The sequence below is a fragment of the Citrobacter sp. RHB21-C05 genome (genome assembly GCF_013889015.1).
In the GTDB taxonomy this organism is placed as follows: Bacteria; Pseudomonadota; Gammaproteobacteria; order Enterobacterales; family Enterobacteriaceae; genus Citrobacter_A; species Citrobacter_A sedlakii.
In genome coordinates, this window is the sequence record NZ_CP057611.1 from 2,486,283 (window position 1) to 2,504,147 (window position 17,865).

General features: G+C 55.3%; 19 protein-coding genes. 9 read left to right on the forward strand and 10 right to left on the reverse strand.

The genetic code is table 11. The annotated features are described in order from the left end of the window. Nucleotides 1–7 precede the first annotated feature (7 nt). Nucleotides 8–631, reverse strand: coding sequence for a CDP-alcohol phosphatidyltransferase family protein (locus HVX72_RS11935; RefSeq protein ID WP_042287538.1), 624 nt, complete (start codon nucleotides 629–631; stop codon nucleotides 8–10). Continuing rightward, nucleotides 624–1,193: a carboxymuconolactone decarboxylase family protein gene (locus HVX72_RS11940; RefSeq protein ID WP_042287541.1), complete on the reverse strand. Its 570-nt coding sequence runs from the start codon at nucleotides 1,191–1,193 to the stop codon at nucleotides 624–626. Before HVX72_RS11940 ends, HVX72_RS11935 begins: the two co-directional genes overlap by 8 nt. Before the next feature lie 75 nt (nucleotides 1,194–1,268). On the opposite strand from HVX72_RS11940, the gene HVX72_RS11945 reads away from it, so the two are divergent. Further along, on the forward strand, nucleotides 1,269–1,685 hold the full coding sequence (locus HVX72_RS11945; protein WP_269468252.1) for a pyrimidine (deoxy)nucleoside triphosphate diphosphatase: 417 nt from the start codon (nucleotides 1,269–1,271) through the stop codon (nucleotides 1,683–1,685). On the opposite strand, the gene HVX72_RS11950 is transcribed toward HVX72_RS11945, so the two are convergent. Continuing rightward, nucleotides 1,645–1,890 (reverse strand): YnjH family protein, encoded by a 246-nt coding sequence (locus HVX72_RS11950; RefSeq protein WP_120714880.1) that lies wholly within the window; start codon nucleotides 1,888–1,890, stop codon nucleotides 1,645–1,647. The genes HVX72_RS11945 and HVX72_RS11950 overlap by 41 nt on opposite strands. Nucleotides 1,891–2,149: 259 nt before the next feature. Here HVX72_RS11950 and gdhA point away from each other — a divergent pair, with 259 nt between their 5' ends. Next, nucleotides 2,150–3,493 (forward strand): NADP-specific glutamate dehydrogenase, encoded by a 1,344-nt coding sequence (gene gdhA, locus HVX72_RS11955; protein ID WP_060569643.1) that lies wholly within the window; start codon nucleotides 2,150–2,152, stop codon nucleotides 3,491–3,493. 15 nt (nucleotides 3,494–3,508) lie between these two features. Here gdhA and topB read toward each other — a convergent pair whose 3' ends face one another. The 3 genes from topB to HVX72_RS11970 form a co-directional block, all read right to left on the reverse strand. Next, nucleotides 3,509–5,461, reverse strand: coding sequence for a DNA topoisomerase III (gene topB / locus HVX72_RS11960; RefSeq protein ID WP_181821438.1), 1,953 nt, complete (start codon nucleotides 5,459–5,461; stop codon nucleotides 3,509–3,511). 4 nt (nucleotides 5,462–5,465) lie between these two features. Next, nucleotides 5,466–6,509, reverse strand: coding sequence for a selenide, water dikinase SelD (gene selD / locus HVX72_RS11965; RefSeq protein ID WP_042287550.1), 1,044 nt, complete (start codon nucleotides 6,507–6,509; stop codon nucleotides 5,466–5,468). A 116-nt stretch (nucleotides 6,510–6,625) separates the two neighbouring features. Next, nucleotides 6,626–7,177: an NAD(P)H nitroreductase gene (locus HVX72_RS11970; RefSeq protein ID WP_042287553.1), complete on the reverse strand. Its 552-nt coding sequence runs from the start codon at nucleotides 7,175–7,177 to the stop codon at nucleotides 6,626–6,628. A 165-nt stretch (nucleotides 7,178–7,342) separates the two neighbouring features. Between HVX72_RS11970 and sppA the strand changes: the two genes are divergently transcribed. The 5 genes from sppA to yajD all read left to right on the forward strand — a co-directional run bounded on the left by sppA (nucleotide 7,343) and on the right by yajD (nucleotide 12,875). Continuing rightward, nucleotides 7,343–9,199, forward strand: a complete 1,857-nt coding sequence (sppA, locus tag HVX72_RS11975) for a signal peptide peptidase SppA (RefSeq protein WP_042287555.1) — start codon at nucleotides 7,343–7,345, stop codon at nucleotides 9,197–9,199. Between the two features lie 75 nt (nucleotides 9,200–9,274). After that, on the forward strand, nucleotides 9,275–10,291 hold the full coding sequence (gene ansA / locus HVX72_RS11980; RefSeq protein WP_181823270.1) for an asparaginase: 1,017 nt from the start codon (nucleotides 9,275–9,277) through the stop codon (nucleotides 10,289–10,291). A gap of 10 nt (nucleotides 10,292–10,301) precedes the next feature. After that, on the forward strand, nucleotides 10,302–10,943 hold the full coding sequence (pncA, locus tag HVX72_RS11985; RefSeq protein ID WP_181821439.1) for a bifunctional nicotinamidase/pyrazinamidase: 642 nt from the start codon (nucleotides 10,302–10,304) through the stop codon (nucleotides 10,941–10,943). A 197-nt stretch (nucleotides 10,944–11,140) separates the two neighbouring features. After that, entirely contained in the window at nucleotides 11,141–12,394 is a 1,254-nt protein-coding gene (locus HVX72_RS11990; RefSeq protein WP_181821440.1) for a glycoside hydrolase family 18 protein, read from the forward strand. 136 nt (nucleotides 12,395–12,530) lie between these two features. Then, nucleotides 12,531–12,875 (forward strand): HNH nuclease YajD, encoded by a 345-nt coding sequence (yajD, locus tag HVX72_RS11995; RefSeq protein WP_042287562.1) that lies wholly within the window; start codon nucleotides 12,531–12,533, stop codon nucleotides 12,873–12,875. A gap of 57 nt (nucleotides 12,876–12,932) precedes the next feature. Here yajD and HVX72_RS12000 read toward each other — a convergent pair whose 3' ends face one another. Next, the gene (locus tag HVX72_RS12000; RefSeq protein ID WP_042287565.1) at nucleotides 12,933–13,208 is read right to left on the reverse strand and encodes a YeaC family protein; all 276 of its coding nucleotides are present in this window, start codon (nucleotides 13,206–13,208) and stop codon (nucleotides 12,933–12,935) included. Nucleotides 13,209–13,247: 39 nt separating this feature from the next. Continuing rightward, the gene (gene msrB / locus HVX72_RS12005) at nucleotides 13,248–13,661 is read right to left on the reverse strand and encodes a peptide-methionine (R)-S-oxide reductase MsrB (RefSeq protein WP_042287567.1); all 414 of its coding nucleotides are present in this window, start codon (nucleotides 13,659–13,661) and stop codon (nucleotides 13,248–13,250) included. A 342-nt stretch (nucleotides 13,662–14,003) separates the two neighbouring features. Between msrB and gapA the strand changes: the two genes are divergently transcribed. Next, nucleotides 14,004–14,999: a glyceraldehyde-3-phosphate dehydrogenase gene (gene gapA / locus HVX72_RS12010; RefSeq protein ID WP_012905550.1), complete on the forward strand. Its 996-nt coding sequence runs from the start codon at nucleotides 14,004–14,006 to the stop codon at nucleotides 14,997–14,999. A 74-nt stretch (nucleotides 15,000–15,073) separates the two neighbouring features. Further along, nucleotides 15,074–15,958, forward strand: coding sequence for a D-hexose-6-phosphate mutarotase (locus HVX72_RS12015; protein WP_042287570.1), 885 nt, complete (start codon nucleotides 15,074–15,076; stop codon nucleotides 15,956–15,958). A 61-nt stretch (nucleotides 15,959–16,019) separates the two neighbouring features. Here the strand turns inward: HVX72_RS12015 and HVX72_RS12020 are convergent, their stop codons facing one another. Continuing rightward, nucleotides 16,020–16,874: an aldo/keto reductase gene (locus HVX72_RS12020; protein WP_181821441.1), complete on the reverse strand. Its 855-nt coding sequence runs from the start codon at nucleotides 16,872–16,874 to the stop codon at nucleotides 16,020–16,022. A 90-nt stretch (nucleotides 16,875–16,964) separates the two neighbouring features. Next, nucleotides 16,965–17,711 carry a MipA/OmpV family protein gene (locus tag HVX72_RS12025; protein WP_042287574.1) on the reverse strand — a complete coding sequence of 249 codons (747 nt, stop codon included), beginning with the start codon at nucleotides 17,709–17,711 and terminating at the stop codon, nucleotides 16,965–16,967. Between the last annotated feature and the right edge of the window lie 154 nt (nucleotides 17,712–17,865).

The window sequence follows — 17,865 nt, forward strand, 5'->3', positions numbered from 1 at the left end:
CGCAACCTTATTTCTGACGCTGAATCGCTTTCAGGGTCTGGTATCCACTCCAGATTCTGGTGAACGTGGTCAACCAGCAGAGCGCGCCAAAGATCCACGCCAACGGCGCAAAACAGGCCGGAAACAGACAGCACAGCACAAAAAGCAACAGGGTTTCCGTCCCTTCCGTTAGCCCGCCCAGATAATAAAACGATTTGTGCGCGTAACCGGGATTATCGATATTGTGTTTCGCCGCGAGGGCGGCAAAGGCAAGAAAACTGCTCCCGGTGCCAATAAAAGCAAACAGCAGCCAGCCGCCCGCCAGCGCGTTTTGCTCCGGTTGTGCGAGGATAAAACCAAACGGCACCAGCGCGTAAAACAGAAAATCGAGCGAAATATCGAGAAATCCTCCCGCGTCGGTCAGTCCCCTGCGCCGGGCCAGCGCGCCGTCCAGCCCATCCAGCAGTCTGTTCAGCACGATGGCGACCAGCGCCGCAAAATACCATCCCAGCGCGAGAAACGGCAGCGCCAGTACGCCGATGGCAAAGCCAAACAGCGTTACGCCGTCCGCTGATACCCCTGGTTTGTCGAGCAGCCCGGCGCAACGGTGCAAAAACGGTTTGCAGCGCGGATGCAGATGACGGTCAAGCACGCGGCGCTCCTTTCAGGCTGTCACACAAGCCCTGTGAGGGGATATCCAGCGCGGCGTTAAAGCGCGCCGAAAGATTCTGAAACGCCAGCAGCGCGGTCATTTCGCTAATCACCTCGTCTGTAAAATGCGCCGTCATTTGCGCCTTTAGCGCGTCATCAACCTTCGGCGGCGTCGCGGTGACGGCTTCAGCGTAGGCCAGCGCCACGCGCTCCTCCTCGCTAAACAGCGCGGACGTCTGCCAGTTTGCCACCGCCAGCACTTTATCCATCGCGCCACAGCGCTCCGCCAACCTCAGGCTGTTCGCATCAACGCAAAATGCGCAGTGACATATCTGAGAAACGCGGGTCATCAACAGCGCGCGCATGTCCGGCGTCAGCCGCGCCCGTTTGCGCTCCAGAAAACCGACAAACAGCGCCACCAGCCAGAACAGAAACGGCATCCGCCCCCACCAGCGCGTCGGGTGCAGTACCTCACCGTAATGTTTTTTCTGGGTTTGAACCAGCGGCTTAAGCGGTAAAGGTAAACGGGTCAGCGGCTTAACCCACGATTGCGGATCGTTCAAGGGAAACTCCTGGGACTTCAGGTCAAACAAAGATAACGATAGTATGTCACTTTATCCCGTTAGACATTGATGAATATGATGAAAACCCTCGACGTTGTCGCCGCCATTATCGAGCGTGATGGCAAAATATTGCTCGCCCAGCGCCCTGCCCATGCGGATCAACCTGGGTTATGGGAGTTTGCAGGTGGAAAAGTCGAGCCTGGCGAAACACAGCCGCAGGCGCTTGCCCGTGAGTTACAGGAAGAACTGGGTATCTGCGCCACCGTCGGAGCCTACGTTGCCAGCCATCAGCGTGAAGTTTCGGGCCGCATCATTCACCTGCATGCCTGGCATGTTCCGGCATTCAGCGGCGCGTTAACCGCCCATGCGCATCAGCAGTTGGTATGGTGCGAGCCGCACGTCGCACAGGAATATCCGCTTGCTCCCGCCGATATCCCCCTGCTCAAGGCGTTTATGCTTTTACGCGACGCCAGACCAGCGGATTCGTGCTGATCGTTTTTTCATCGCGCTGACACTGCAACAGCACACCTTCCACTTTAATCACCGCGCCCTCCGAATAATACTGATCCTGATAAATGCAGCACTGTAGACAGGGCTGCACACGTTGGCCACCCGTACTGAACACCTCCGGCGGCACGTTGACCTCGACCTGCGGGTGAGAGATCGGATTAGCTGTCGCGGAAAAAGCGAGGGTCATCACGGCGGCGGCGAGGGCGAAAGCGCGCATAGAAATTCCTTATTATTGCGGGACTGTTCTCACTATAACGGTCTTTCATGGCGAAAACTTTAATCCCGCCCGTCATCGCTTTTTGTTATGACCCACGCCCGGTTATTAATTTGCTTAGCGGCACCATTTTTTTCTTGCTTCCCGTCACATTCCTGGTGGTATAGTCAAAAACTGCAAATACATATTCATTAAAAACACAATTACAATCGTTTAAATATAAGGTTTATCTATGGATCAGACACGCTCTCTGGAATCATTCCTCAACCATGTACAAAAGCGCGACCCGAATCAAACCGAGTTCGCGCAGGCCGTTCGCGAAGTGATGACCACCCTGTGGCCTTTCCTTGAGCAAAATCCCCGTTACCGTGAAATGTCGTTGCTTGAACGTTTGGTTGAGCCAGAGCGTGTGATTCAGTTCCGCGTAGTGTGGCTCGACGATCGTAATCAGGTGCAGGTCAACCGTGCCTGGCGCGTCCAGTTTAACTCAGCGATCGGCCCCTATAAGGGCGGCATGCGTTTCCACCCGTCCGTTAACCTCTCGATCCTTAAATTCCTCGGCTTCGAGCAAACCTTTAAAAACGCGCTGACTACCCTGCCAATGGGCGGGGGTAAAGGCGGCAGCGACTTCGATCCAAAAGGCAAAAGCGAAGGCGAAGTGATGCGTTTCTGCCAGGCGCTAATGACCGAACTGTATCGCCATTTGGGTCCGGACACCGACGTGCCGGCGGGTGATATCGGCGTCGGGGGTCGTGAAGTGGGCTTTATGGCCGGGATGATGCGCAAGCTGTCCAATAACAGCGCCTGTGTGTTTACAGGTAAAGGTCTTTCGTTCGGCGGCAGTCTTATCCGCCCGGAAGCCACCGGTTACGGCCTGGTCTATTTCACTGAAGCGATGCTTAAACGTCATGGTCTGGGCTTTGAAGGTATGCGCGTGGCGGTGTCCGGTTCCGGCAACGTGGCGCAATATGCGATTGAAAAAGCGATGGAGTTTGGCGCCCGCGTCGTCACCGCCTCTGACTCCAGCGGTACAGTGGTTGACGAAAGCGGCTTTAGCAAAGAAAAGCTGGCGCGCCTGTGCGAAATCAAAGCAAATCGTGACAGCCGCCTGTCCGCGTATGCCAAAGAGTTTGGCCTGACCTGGCTGGAAGGTAAACAACCGTGGTCAGTCCCGGTGGATATCGCCCTGCCTTGCGCGACGCAGAACGAGCTGGATGTCGACGCCGCGCGCGTGCTGATCGCCAACGGCGTGAAGGCGGTCGCCGAAGGGGCCAACATGCCGACCACCATCGAAGCGACCGATCTGTTCCTGGATGCGGGCGTACTGTTTGCTCCGGGTAAGGCGGCAAACGCTGGCGGCGTGGCGACCTCCGGTCTGGAGATGGCGCAGAACGCCGCGCGCATGAGCTGGAAAGCGGAAAAAGTGGATGCGCGCCTGCACCACATTATGCTGGATATTCACCACGCCTGCGTGGAGTACGGCGGTGAAAGCAAGCAGACTAACTACGTGCGCGGCGCGAATATCGCGGGCTTCGTGAAAGTCGCCGACGCGATGTTTGGTCAGGGAGTGATTTAATTCTTCCCCAACGAACTAGATGCCTGCCTCTGCTGATGGCGGGCTTTTTTTCGCCGCTCGCTTACGCGGCGCACTCTTTTTCTTCTCGCTGCTACCGCCGCCGCTACCCGGCGCGACGATCCCGCGGAAGCGACGCACCGGCGTGGACTTCGCCTGGTCGATCAATTGGTACAACGTACCGATTAACGGCTGCATAAAATCCTGATAGCGGCACTGTTTTTCACTGATTTGCGTCAAAATAGACTCCCAGTGCGCCGTCATGTCCGGACGGGTCGCCATCTCCGGCAGCGAATGGAACAGCGCCTTTCCGGCGTCAGTGGAGTGAATATAGCGCCCTTTCTTGGTGAGGAAACCGCGCTTAAACAAAAGCTCAATGATCCCCGCGCGGGTCGCTTCCGTACCCAGCCCGTCGGTGGCGCGGAGGATCTTTTTCAGATCTTTGTCCTGCACAAAGCGGGCAATCCCCGTCATCGCCGACAGCAGCGTGGCATCGGTAAAGTGGCGCGGCGGCTGGGTCTGACGTTCAACCACTTCACCCTTCTCGCACAGCAGTTCGTCGTCTTTCGCCACGACCGGCAGCGGCGTCCCGTCGTTTTCTTCGTCTCGCTCTTTGTTACCGAGCAGCGTGCGCCAGCCCGCTTCCGCCAGAAACCGCGCTTTGGCGACAAATTTGCCTTTGGCGATGTCGAGTTCGATCAAACACTTACGGAAAACGGCGTCCGGGCAGAACTGCATTAAGTACTGGCGCGCGATCAGGCTATACACCTTCGCTTCATTGTCGGTAAGGTTAATCGACGCACTGCGCGCGGTAGGAATAATGGCGTGATGCGCATCAACCTTTTTATCATCCCAGCAGCGGTTGCGGGTATCAGGGTCAATGACCGGCTGCGGTAACAGATCCGGCGCATGTACGCCGATGGCGTTCATCACCGCATGGCGTCCGGCAAAGTGTTCTTCCGGCAGATAACGGCAGTCAGAACGCGGATAGGTGATCAACTTGTGGGTTTCATACAGCTTCTGACAGATATCAAGCACGTTTTGCGCGCTCAGGCCAAAGCGCTTTGCCGCCTCAATCTGTAACGCAGAAAGCGAAAACGGCAGCGGCGCGGATTCCGATTCCCGTTTATCGTTATAGCTGGTGACAATGGCCGGTTGACCGTTTATCCGATTCACCACATGCTCCGCCAGCGGGCGATACAGTAAGCGCCCTTCTTCATCCTGATATGGCTCGCAGGCGTCGCTCGGCTGCCAGATGGCGGTAAACCGCTCGTCGGCGGGGGTAACGATGTGCGCCTTCACCTCGAAGAAATCTTTTGGAATGAAATTCTCGATCTCTTCGTCACGACGCACCACCAGCCCGAGTACCGGCGTCTGCACGCGCCCAACCGACAGGACACCCTGATACCCGGCGTTACGTCCAAGAATCGTGTAGGCGCGGGTCATGTTGATACCGTACAGCCAGTCGGCGCGCGCACGCGCCAACGCCGAGACGCACAGCGGCACGAACTCACTGTTCGACCGCAACCGGTCAATGGCGCGCTCCACCGCCTGCGGGTTGAGATCGTTGATCAGGCAGCGCTGCACCTGCTGGCGTTTTTCCGGCGCCAGTTGCAGGTAGTCAAGCACTTCATCCACCAGCAACTGACCTTCGCGATCGGGGTCTCCGGCATGAATGACCTCACTGGCCTCATGTAAAAAGCGCTTAATGACATTGAGCTGTTTGGTCACCGACGGACGCGGCTGCAATTGCCACTTTTCCGGCACAATGGGCAGATCAGAGAGGGTCCAGCGCGCATAGCGGCTGTCATACGCGTCGGGCTGCGCCTGCTCAAGCAGATGACCAATACACCAGGTCACCACCTGACCGTTCCCACACTCGATAAAGCCATCGCCTTTGCGGTGCGGCTTCGGCAGCACGTCCGCAATGGCGCGGGCCAGACTCGGCTTTTCGGCAATAAACAACCGCATTGAATTAACGGATCTCAACCATGGCACGACCGCCACGCGCGTCAACCAGTTCGCCAATCGCCGTCAGGTCGATGCCGAACTCTGCGGCGGCGAGTTTCACCTCGTCGACCGCATCCGGCGTCACCGCCAGCAGCAGACCGCCGGAGGTTTGCGGATCGCAAAGCAGATCGCGCACTTCACGCGGCATCTCGCCCATCAGATGCCCGTAGCTGGCAAAGTTTCGCTCGGTTCCGCCCGGTACGGCGCCAAGCCGGATATACTCCTCGACGCCCGGCAATTTCGGGATCGCGTCGTAGTGAATTTGTGCCTGAACGCCTGCGCCCTGACACATTTCGCTGAGGTGGCCCAGCAGGCCGAAACCGGTCACGTCAGTCATCGCCTTCACGCCGTCAATGTCCGCAAAGGCGGCTCCGGCAATGTTCATTCGACACATCACTTCCGTCGCCAGCCCCTGATGTTCGGGTTTAAGCAGTGATTTTTTCTCTGCGGTGGTCAATACGCCAATACCCAGCGGCTTCGTCAGGAAGAGTTTGCATCCCGCCCGCGCGGTACTGTTTTTCTTCACCCGTTCGGTCGGCACGATGCCGGTGACAGCCAGGCCAAAGATCGGCTCTGGCGCGTCGATGGAATGGCCGCCCGCCAGCGCAATCCCCGCCTCACGGCAGGCGAAACGTCCGCCTTCGGTAACTTCGCGGGCGATATCGGGCGACAGCGTGTTGATGGGCCAGCCGAGGATGGCAATCGCCATAATCGGTTTCCCGCCCATCGCAAAAATATCGCTAATGGCGTTGGTTGCCGCAATACGGCCAAAATCAAACGGGTTATCGACGATCGGCATAAAGAAGTCAGTGGTGCTGATCACACTGGTGCCGTTGCCGAGATCGTAGACTGCCGCGTCGTCGCGGGTCTCATTGCCCACAAGCAGGTTCGGGTCGACAAACTTCGCCTGCTCGCTGTGCAGAATGGTTTCCAACACTTTGGGGGAAATTTTACAACCGCAACCCGCTCCGTGGCTGTACTGCGTTAAACGAATAGCGTGCTCGCTCATGGACATCTCCTGTCATTGCAATCGGGCTATGGTAGCGCTCATTCCCTGATGTGGTAAGAGAGAGTGTCTGAATTCCAGCGTCTTTGCTCAGAATCCAGACAGTTTTGCGGATTATTTTAAAAAACGGTCACGAATGGCGCGGTATCCGGCACGTTAATCGTCGTTGAGGCTTTCAGTTGCGGCGTGCCAAGATAAAGAAAACCGACGATCTTATCCTGCGGCCGGCAGTTAAACGCGTCACGAACCACCGGGCTTTCGGTGAGCGCGCCGCTGCGCCAGATACCGCCAAAACCCTGGGCCACCGCCGCCATCTGCATCGCCATCACCGCGCATCCGGCGGACATTTCCTGTTCCCAGACCGGTACTTTATGATTTTCCTGGCATTTGGCGACCACGGTAATAATCAGCGGCGCACGGAACGGCGCGCTGCGGGCTTTCTCGATCGCTTTTTCATCACCGTCAGCGGCGATGGCCCCTTTTTCCAGGACGGCGCTGAAGCGCTCGCGTCCTTCGCCCTCAATCACAAAGAAGTGCCAGGGTTGCAGGGTCTTATGATCCGGCGCGCGCATTCCTGCCCGCAGGATATTCTGAAGTTGCTCACCGGCAGGGGCAGGCTCTGCCAGACGAGAGGCGCTACGACGGTTAACAAGTAATTCAAGTGCATCCATTTGGTTAACTCCTGTCATGGTGAATATTCACAAAATTAACACGAGAGCAGAATTTGTTACAGCGCAGACGGTGATTCCTGCTGACAACTGCCTGTCGGGTCATTAGGATAGCCTCATCTCATACATCCTGACCGGATGTAGTATTGGTAATGATTGGGAGAAGACATGCGAACCCTGTGGCGATTTATTGCCGGTTTTTTTAAATGGACGTGGCGACTGCTCAATTTTGTCCGCGAAATGGTGCTTAACCTGTTCTTTATTTTCCTGATCCTTGTGGGTGTCGGGATCTGGATGCAGGTGAACAACGGGAATTCGGGGGAGAAAGTCAGTCGCGGCGCCCTGCTCCTGGATATTTCCGGGGTGATCGTCGATAAACCCTCCAGTACCCATCGTTTAGGCGTGCTTGGTCGTCAATTGTTTGGCGCAAGCTCCGATCGCCTGCAGGAAAACTCCCTGTTTGATATCGTCAATACGATCCGTCAGGCGAAAGAAGACAGCAATATCACCGGCATCGTCATGGATCTGAAAGATTTTGCCGGAGCCGATCAGCCGTCGATGCAGTATATCGGTAAAGCGCTGCGCGAATTCCGCGACAGCGGTAAGCCGGTTTATGCCGTTGGCGATAACTTCAGCCAGGGCCAGTATTATCTGGCAAGTTTTGCCAATAAAATCTGGCTTACGCCACAAGGGGCTGTCGATATTCACGGTTTTGCCACAAATGGCCTGTACTACAAATCGCTGCTGGATAAGCTGAAAGTGTCCACCCACGTTTTCCGCGTCGGTACCTATAAATCCGCTGTTGAGCCCTTTATTCGCGACGATATGTCTCCCGCCGCACGTGAAGCGGATAGCCGCTGGATTGGCGAGCTGTGGCAGAATTACCTGAATACCATCGCCGCCAACCGTCAAATTCCGGCTCAGCAGGTATTCCCTGGCGCGCAAGGTGTACTGGACGGGCTGACAAAGGCCGGCGGCGACACGGCGAAATATGCCCTCGACCATAAGCTGGTGGATGCGCTGCTCACCAGCACTGAGATGGAAAAAGCCCTGACCAAAGCATTTGGCTGGAGCAAGTCTGAAAATAACTATCGCGCAATCAGCTATTACGATTATTCCCTGAATCCCCCTGCGGACACCGGTAGCGCCATTGCCGTGGTGTTTGCCAACGGGGCGATTATGGACGGCGAAGAAACCCCGGGGAACGTTGGCGGCGACACGACGGCCTCGCAAATTCGCGACGCCCGACTGGATCCGAAAGTGAAAGCCATCGTCCTGCGCGTCAACAGCCCGGGAGGCAGCGTGACGGCTTCCGAAGTGATTCGCTCTGAACTGGCTGCGGCAAAAGCTGCCGGAAAACCTGTCGTGGTATCGATGGGCGGCATGGCGGCATCCGGCGGCTACTGGATCTCCACACCCGCCAGCTACATTGTGGCGAACCCAAGCACCCTGACCGGCTCTATCGGGATCTTCGGGGTCATTAATACCGTTGAAAATAGCCTCAACGCTATCGGCGTACATACGGACGGCGTGGCCACCTCGCCGCTGGCGGATATTTCGATGACCAAAGCTCTGCCGCCGGAAGTGCAGCAGATGATGCAGCTAAGCATCGAGAATGGCTATCAACGTTTTATCACCCTGGTTGCCACTGCGCGCAAGTCAACGCCTGAGCAGATTGATAAAATCGCCCAGGGTCACGTCTGGACCGGGCAGGATGCGAAGGCTAACGGTCTGGTCGACAGTCTGGGCGACTTCGACGACGCGGTGGCGAAAGCCGCGGAGCTGGCGAAACTCAAACAGTGGCATATCGACTACTATCAGGATGAGCCGACTTTCTTCGACAGGGTGATGGACAGCATGTCCGGTTCAGTACGCGCCATGCTGCCGCAGGCTATTCAGGCGATGCTTCCCGCGCCGCTGGCCTCTGCCGCCAGCACGGTGAAAGCGGAAGGCGACAAACTGGCGGCGTTTAACGACCCGCAAAACCGTTATGCGTTTTGTCTGACCTGCGCTAACGTGCGTTAAACGGTGATGCCGGATACGTCGCGCAAGCGTCGCTATCCGGCACAAAAACACTCTTCACTTCGTAAGATCATCGCCATGCAGAAGAAATCTATTTACGTTGCCTATACCGGCGGTACCATCGGTATGCAGCGTTCTGAACAGGGATACATTCCGGTTTCCGGTCACCTTCAACGGCAACTGGCATTGATGCCTGAATTCCACCGTCCGGAGATGCCGGATTTCACTATCCACGAATACGCCCCGCTGATGGACTCCTCCGATATGACGCCTGAAGACTGGCAGCATATCGCGAATGACATCCACGCTAATTACGATGAATATGATGGTTTCGTGATCCTCCACGGCACCGACACCATGGCGTTCACCGCGTCCGCTCTCTCGTTTATGCTGGAAAATCTCGGTAAGCCGGTTATTGTGACAGGGTCACAAATCCCCTTAGCCGAGCTGCGTTCCGACGGACAAATTAATTTGCTCAACGCGCTGTACGTCGCCGCTAATTATCCGATCAACGAAGTTACGCTGTTTTTTAATAATCGCCTTTACCGCGGAAACCGCACCACAAAAGCCCACGCTGACGGCTTTGACGCCTTTGCTTCCCCTAACATCCAGCCGTTGCTGGAAGCCGGGATTCATATTCGTCGTACGGGCACTCCACCAGCGCCGCAGGGCGATGGGCCATTTATTGTGCACCCTATCACGCCGCAACCGATCGGCGTGGTCACGATTTACCCGGGGATCTCTGCCGGGGTGGTGCGAAACTTCCTGCGCCAGCCGGTAAAAGCGCTGATCCTGCGCTCCTATGGCGTCGGCAACGCGCCGCAGAATAAAGAATTTCTTAAAGAGCTGAGCGAAGCCAGCGACCGTGGCATCGTGGTGGTGAATCTCACCCAATGTATGTCAGGTAAAGTGAATATGGGCGGCTACGCGACCGGGAACGCGCTGGCGCATGCCGGGGTGATTGGCGGTGCGGATATGACTGTTGAAGCCACGCTGACCAAGCTGCACTATCTGTTGAGCCAGGGTCTGGACACCGCGGCCATTCGCGTGGCAATGACCCAGAACCTGCGCGGCGAACTGACGCCAGACGACTAAGGAGGATCCTGTGACCCAGCGCGCTCTGTTACTGGTTGATTTACAAAATGACTTTTGCGCGGGCGGCGCGCTTGCCGTGCCCGAAGGCGACAGCACCGTGGATGTCGCCAACCGGCTGATAGCGTGGTGTCAGGCGCGCGGCGAAGCGGCGATCGCCAGCCAGGACTGGCATCCGGCGAATCACGGCAGTTTTGCCAGCCAGCACCAGGTGGAACCTTACTCGCAAGGCCAACTCGATGGGCTGGCGCAAACCTTCTGGCCGGATCACTGCGTACAAAACACCGAAGGCGCGGCGCTGCATCCGCTGTTAAACCAGAAAGCGATCGCAACCGTATTTTACAAAGGCGAGAATCCGCAGGTTGACAGTTACAGCGCTTTTTTCGATAACGGGCGCAGACAAAAAACGGCGCTGGACGACTGGCTGAAGGCGCACAGTATTACGGAGCTGATCGTCATGGGGCTGGCGACCGATTACTGCGTGAAATTTACGGTGCAGGATGCGCTCCAGTTGGGCTACCGCGTAAACGTCATTACCGACGGCTGTCGCGGGGTGAATCTGCAACCCCAGGACAGCAGCTATGCGTTTATGGAGATGGCGGCGCAAGGCGCTACGCTCTATACGCTGGATGACTGGGAAGAGACGCACCGCTGATGTGATGGCCGGATGGCGCTGCGTTTATCCGGCCAACGTCTCTCCCCCTCGCATAAAAAATCCCGTTTGTCTTCCGTCACATAAAGTGAACTGTATCGCAGCGGCAACGACACGCGGGTGCTACTCTTTGATGGCTGTTTTTTCGCCACGCCATTTCCGTGGCGTGTTTGCTTTTTAAACGTCAAAGAGGATCGATTATGAAACGTTTGCCTTTGCTGGCAGTATTACCCCTGCTCTGCGCGTCCGTCGCGTCCGCCAGTTCGATGATGTCCGTTGGCTATTTTAACGGCGGCGGGGACGTCACCGCCGGACCGGGCGGTGATATTAATAAGCTGGACGTGCGCCAAATCACCCACCTGAACTACTCCTTTGGCCTGATCTATAACGGCGAAAAAGAAGAAACCAATGTCGCGCTGAAAGATCCGGCAATGCGGCATCAGATCTGGCTGTCGCCAAAAGTCCAGTCGGACCTCGCCCAGCTTCCCGTTCTGCGCAAACAAAACCCGAATTTAAAGGTGCTGTTATCGGTAGGCGGCTGGGGAGCGCGTGGATTCTCCGGCGCGGCGGCCACACCGGAAACCCGCGCGGTATTTATTCAGTCTGCGCAGGAGATTGTTAAAAAGTATGGTCTTGACGGAATCGATCTTGACTGGGAATACCCGGTCAACGGCGCATGGGGGCTGGTAGAAAGCCAGCCAGCGGACCGGGATAACTTCACGTTGCTGCTGAAAGAACTGCGTCAGGCGTTCGGCAAAGCCAAACTGGTGACCATTGCCGTCGGGGCGAATGCGGAAAGTCCGAAAAGCTGGGTAGATGTGAAGGCCATCGCACCGCTGCTCGATTATATCAATTTGATGACGTATGACATGGCCTATGGCACCCAGTATTTCAACGCCAACCTGTACGATTCAAAGGCGTGGCCAACGGTGGCCGCTGCCGACAAATACAGCGTAGACTTTGTGGTCAATAACTATCTTGCCGCCGGACTTAAACCGCAGCAGATGAATCTTGGCATCGGTTTTTATGGCCGCGTTCCCAAGCGTTCCGTGGAGCCAGGAATTGACTGGAGCAAACCGGACGCGCAGAAAAATCCTGTCACCCAGCCCTATTTCGGCGAGCAGGAAGTGGCGTTGTTTCGCTCGCTCGGTATTGACCTGAAGAAAGATACCTACGTGAAGTACAACGATATAGTGAAAACCTTTCTTAACGATCCGCAAAAGCGGTTTACCGGGCACTGGGATGACGACGCGAAGGTTCCCTGGCTGTCGGTAAAATCCGCTGAAGGCAAGACGCTGTTTGCCCTCTCCTACGAGGATCCGCGTTCAGTGGCGATCAAAGCCGACTACATCAAAAAACGCGGACTGGCGGGCGCGATGTTCTGGGAATATGGCGCGGATGATAATAACCAGTTAGCAAAACAGCTGGCGGAATCCTTAGCGATTACGCCGTGATCCGGTGAGACGCCCCAGGATTTATTGTGGGGCGTCTCCCGCACTGTGCGACGCCGTGTCATTCGGGTTAAGATTGGCGTATCCGCTGCGGTATTTTTACGCCGCTTTTTCTTTCTCGACAGGAGGCATGGGGCTTATGGCTTTTATCCCTAAAAATTACGCCCGTCTGGAAGTGGGTTATCGCGAAAAGGCGCTTAAGCTCTTCCCCTGGGTCTGTGGACGTTGTTCACGTGAATTTGTCTATTCCAATCTTCGTGAGTTGACGGTACACCATATCGATCACGATCATTCCAATAACCCGGAAGATGGCAGCAACTGGGAGATGCTGTGCCTGTACTGCCACGACCACGAGCATTCAAAATACACGGAAGCCGATCAGTACGGCTCAACGGTCATAGCGGGGGAAGATGCGCAAAAGAGCGTCGGCGAGGCAACCTACAATCCTTTTGCCGATCTCAAGTCGATGATGAACAAGAAGTAACCCTTCACGCGTTCCGATCAACACCCGACGGCGCACGCTGTCGGGCGTTTTGCGGTATCAGGATTTAAATGTCGCGATCGGTTTCGGCGCAATACCGAAATCTTCTTTCAACTGCTGTTTGCTTTTCATCACCATCTGACCGTTGGTGTCGATGGTCATGTGTTGCGCGTCAGTGTTGTGCCGCGCCTGCCAGAGCATCACCAGTTGCAGACTGTTATCTTTTTGCTCGGGCGTCAGCGCCACGCCGTCCGGCCATTTTCCCAACTCAACGGCGGTTGATAAGCGCTGATACACTTCCGGCGTCATACTGTTAATGATCTCATCAAGATTCATACGCTCCCCTCCTGTGGAATAAATTGCTGAATCGATTCTTCAACCCTTCACCTGATCGCCATTTTCATCGTCGGTAAAGCTCAGGGAGGCCGAATTAACACAGTAACGCTCCCCGGTCGGCTGTGGGCCATCCGGGAAGACGTGGCCCAGATGGGCATCACAATTGCCGCAGCGAATTTCGATGCGTTGCATTCCGTGTGAATCGTCTTTCAGATAGCGGATCGCGTCTTCGCTCAGCGGCTCGTAAAAGCTCGGCCAGCCGCAACCGGAGTCGTATTTCGTTTGGGAGGTAAACAGCGGCGCGTCGCAGACCAGACAGTGGTACACGCCGTCACGCTTGTTATGCAATAACTGCCCGGTAAACGGCGGTTCGGTACCGTGATTCTGCGTCACGTAGAACTGCATTTCAGTCAGGTTTTTCTTCAGATCTTCTGCGGAAGGTTTGTTCGCCATTTTGCTCGCATCTCGCTTTTGGAACACTCACATTGCGTCACCGATTCTAACAAAACATTAACACCTCAGTCGCAACTTTTGTTCTAAACTTGATCCTTGCGAAATGGCAGCTCGTGAATCGTGATGAAAATCACATTTTTATCTCAGTTGCCCTTTAAAATTCGGGGCGCCGCCCCCATGTGGTTTCAAGCCCAAAGGAAGAGTGAGGCGAGTCAGCCGCGCAAAGCTTGTGCAGAGGATTGATTTGTCGCAATGATTGACACGATTCCGCTTGACGCTGCGTAAGGTTTTTGTAATTTTACAGGCAACCTTTTATTCACTAACAAATAGCTGGTGGAATATATGACTATCAAAGTAGGTATCAACGGTTTTGGCCGTATCGGTCGCATTGTTTTCCGTGCTGCTCAGAAACGTTCTGACATCGAGATCGTTGCAATCAACGACCTGTTAGACGCTGACTACATGGCTTACATGCTGAAATATGACTCCACTCACGGTCGTTTCGACGGCACCGTTGAAGTGAAAGACGGTCATCTGATCGTTAACGGTAAAAAAATCCGTGTTACCGCTGAGCGCGATCCGGCTAACCTGAAATGGGACGAAGTTGGTGTTGACGTAGTTGCTGAAGCGACCGGTATCTTCCTGACTGACGAAACCGCACGTAAGCACATCACTGCTGGCGCGAAAAAAGTGGTTCTGACGGGTCCTTCTAAAGACGACACCCCGATGTTTGTTAAAGGCGCTAACTTTGACAAATATGCTGGCCAGGACATCGTTTCCAACGCATCCTGCACCACTAACTGCCTGGCTCCACTGGCAAAAGTTATCAACGACAACTTCGGCATCATCGAAGGTCTGATGACTACCGTTCACGCGACCACCGCGACTCAGAAAACCGTTGACGGCCCGTCTCACAAAGACTGGCGTGGCGGCCGTGGCGCGGCTCAGAACATCATCCCGTCCTCTACCGGCGCAGCTAAAGCTGTCGGTAAAGTTCTGCCGGAACTGAATGGCAAACTGACCGGTATGGCGTTCCGCGTTCCGACTCCGAACGTATCCGTTGTTGACCTGACCGTTCGTCTGGAAAAAGCTGCTTCTTACGAAGAAATTAAGAAAGCTATCAAAGCTGCTTCCGAAGGCGAAATGAAAGGCGTTCTGGGCTACACCGAAGACGACGTTGTTTCTACCGATTTCAACGGCGAAGTATGCACTTCCGTGTTCGATGCTAAAGCAGGTATCGCACTGAACGACAACTTCGTGAAACTGGTATCCTGGTACGATAACGAAACCGGCTACTCCAACAAAGTTCTGGATCTGATTGCTCACATCTCCAAATAAGTTGAGATGAAGCCATAAATTGTAAGAGCGACTCCGGTCGCTCTTTTTTTTGTCTGAAATTAAAGGATTGCGTGATGATTACTAAAATTTTTGCTCTTCCGATAATCGAACAAATCACCCCTGTTCTGTCGCGCCGTCAGCTGGACGAACTCGAACTGATTGTTGTCGACCACCCGCAGGTCAAAGCCTCTTTTGCTCTTCAGGGCGCGCATCTTCTCTCCTGGAAACCCGCTGGCGAAGAGGACGTTCTGTGGCTGAGTGATATCACGCCGTTTAAAAACGGTGTCCCCCTGCGCGGCGGCGTTCCGATCTGCTGGCCCTGGTTTGGTCCCTCCACACAGCCGGGTTTTCCTTCCCACGGTTTTGCCCGTAACCTGCCCTGGACGCTGAAAGCTCACAATGAAGATGACAACGGCGCGGTGCTAACCTTTGAGCTGCAAAGCAGTGAAGCGACCCGTCAGTACTGGCCGCACGACTTCACCCTGCTGGCGCGTTTTAAAGTGGGTCAAACCTGCGAAATCGAACTGGAAGCGCACGGCGATTTCGAAACAACATCCGCCCTGCACACCTATTTCAACGTTGGCGATATCGCGGCGGTGAAAGTAAGCGGTCTGGGCGATCGTTTTATTGATAAAGTGAACGATGCGAAAGAAGATGCGTTGACCGACGGCGTTCAGGCGTTCCCGGATCGCACTGACCGCGTTTATCTGAACCCGGAAGCATGCAGCGTGATTCACGACACCGCGCTAAACCGGAATATTAACGTTATCCATCATCACCATATCAACGTTGTTGGCTGGAACCCGGGCCCGGCGCTGTCCGTGAGCATGGGCGACATGCCGGATGATGGCTATAAAACGTTTGTCTGCGTCGAGACTGCGCATGCCAGCGCACCGCAAAAAGCGACGGAAGAAAAACCGTCCCGTCTGGCACAGACCATTCGCGTTGCGAAACGCTAACGGTAGCTGCGGCTGAACCTGGTCAGCCGTCATCTGGTCTGCAGGTTTAGAACCGTTTTCGTCACACCATATCCAGCGCGGTTTTCCCCGTTGGCGCTGGATATGCCTTCTCCAGAGCGGCAATTTCGCCGGCGGACAGCGTCATCGTCAGCGCCGCCGCATTTTGCTTCACGTGCTCTACGCTTGCCGCTTTCGGAATCGCCATCACCCCCTGATGACTGATCACCCAGGCCAGTAAAACTTGCGCTACGCTGGCGTGATGCGCCTGCGCGATCGCCTGCACCTGCGGGTGATTAAATAAACCGTTGCGCAGACGGCCGGCCTGCGCCAGCGGACTGTAGGCCATCACAGGAAGGTGTTGCTGCTGACACCATGGCAGAAGATCGTATTCGATACCGCGCGAAGCCAGATGATAAAGCACCTGATTGGTGGCGCAGGCTCTGCCGCCCTCCACTTTCCACAGCGCCTGCATATCGTCGTAATCGAGATTCGACACGCCCCAACGGCGGATTTTACCCTGCGCCATCAGCGTCTCCATCGCCTCGACGGTCTCCGCAAAAGAATAGCTGCCCGTCCAGTGCAATAAATAGAGGTCCAGATAATCCGTATTGAGCCGCCGCAAACTCGCCTCGCAGGCGGCAATAGCTTTCTGCCCTCCCGCATTCCAGGGATAGACTTTCGACACCAGAAACACCTGTTGACGCAATCCGCTCAGCGCCTCGCCAACCACTTTCTCCGCACCGCCGTCGGCATACATCTCCGCAGTGTCGATCAGCGTCAGCCCAGCCTCCACGCCCGCTCGTAGTGCAGCCACCTCCGCTTTGCGCATGCCTGCGTTTTCACCCATATACCATGTCCCCTGGCCGATTGCCGCCAGCGGCGGATGTCCGGCAAATACAATCTGTTTATCTGTCATCGCACTCTCCTCCATCATGCATTACCGTAAAGCAAAACAGGGCGCAAGCGCCCTGTTTTGATGCACAAAATGCATTGTGATGATGCACAATCAGAATTTATAGGTGATCCCGGTGGAGATCAGACCGGTCCAGGATTTGTCGATCATCGGGCTGTCGGTAATTTCATCAGACAGGCGGGTATAGCGCGCCGTGCCGTAAACGTTCCAGTCGCCCAGGAAGTTGTAACTGGCGCTCAACTCCAGATACGGGTTCCAGCTGTCGTTCGGGTTATAGTCACGCAGACCGCTACGGGCAGACTCTTTACGTGAAACACCGTAGTAGTATTCGTTCTGGTTTTCGCTGTTCCACTCAACCCCGATGCCTGGCGTCAGCGTTAAACCGCCGTTGGTGTAGCGGTACAGCCAGGCGAGATCCCAGACGATGCCGTTACTGTTGTCCAGCGTATCGCCTGACAGCATGGTGCGCAGAAAACCGTATTCCGTATTATGCACATACGACAAGCCCGCCATCACGGTGCTCTTACGTTTGTCCAGACGACGCATTTGATAATCATCGCTGTCGCCAGGCTTGAAGTACATCGGCGACCAGTAGGCGGTAATCGACAGTTTATCGGTCGTGTCATTCCACAAATAGTAACCGCCGCCAAGACCACGGAACCAGAAGTTATCGCCTTCATAGTTAATAACCGGAACCGGATAAACGTCAGCGTCATAGTCCTTATAAGGGTGTTCAACCACACCAACGCCTGCGCCCAGCGTCAGGTTGCTTTCAGCGTGCGCTACCGTAGCAGACGTTGCGATAAGCACGCCAAGTGCCAGAAGTTTGAGTTTGGTCACAATCCATCATTCCTTATTCAAATGTTTCGCGGCAAAAGTGTAACCGCCAATACGCAACAACCCAACTATTTTACAAATAACTGACAGAATGTAACCGTTTAATTTCCCTGGCAGAGATGACAGTCTGCTTGCAGCCGCGTGAATAACGCATGAT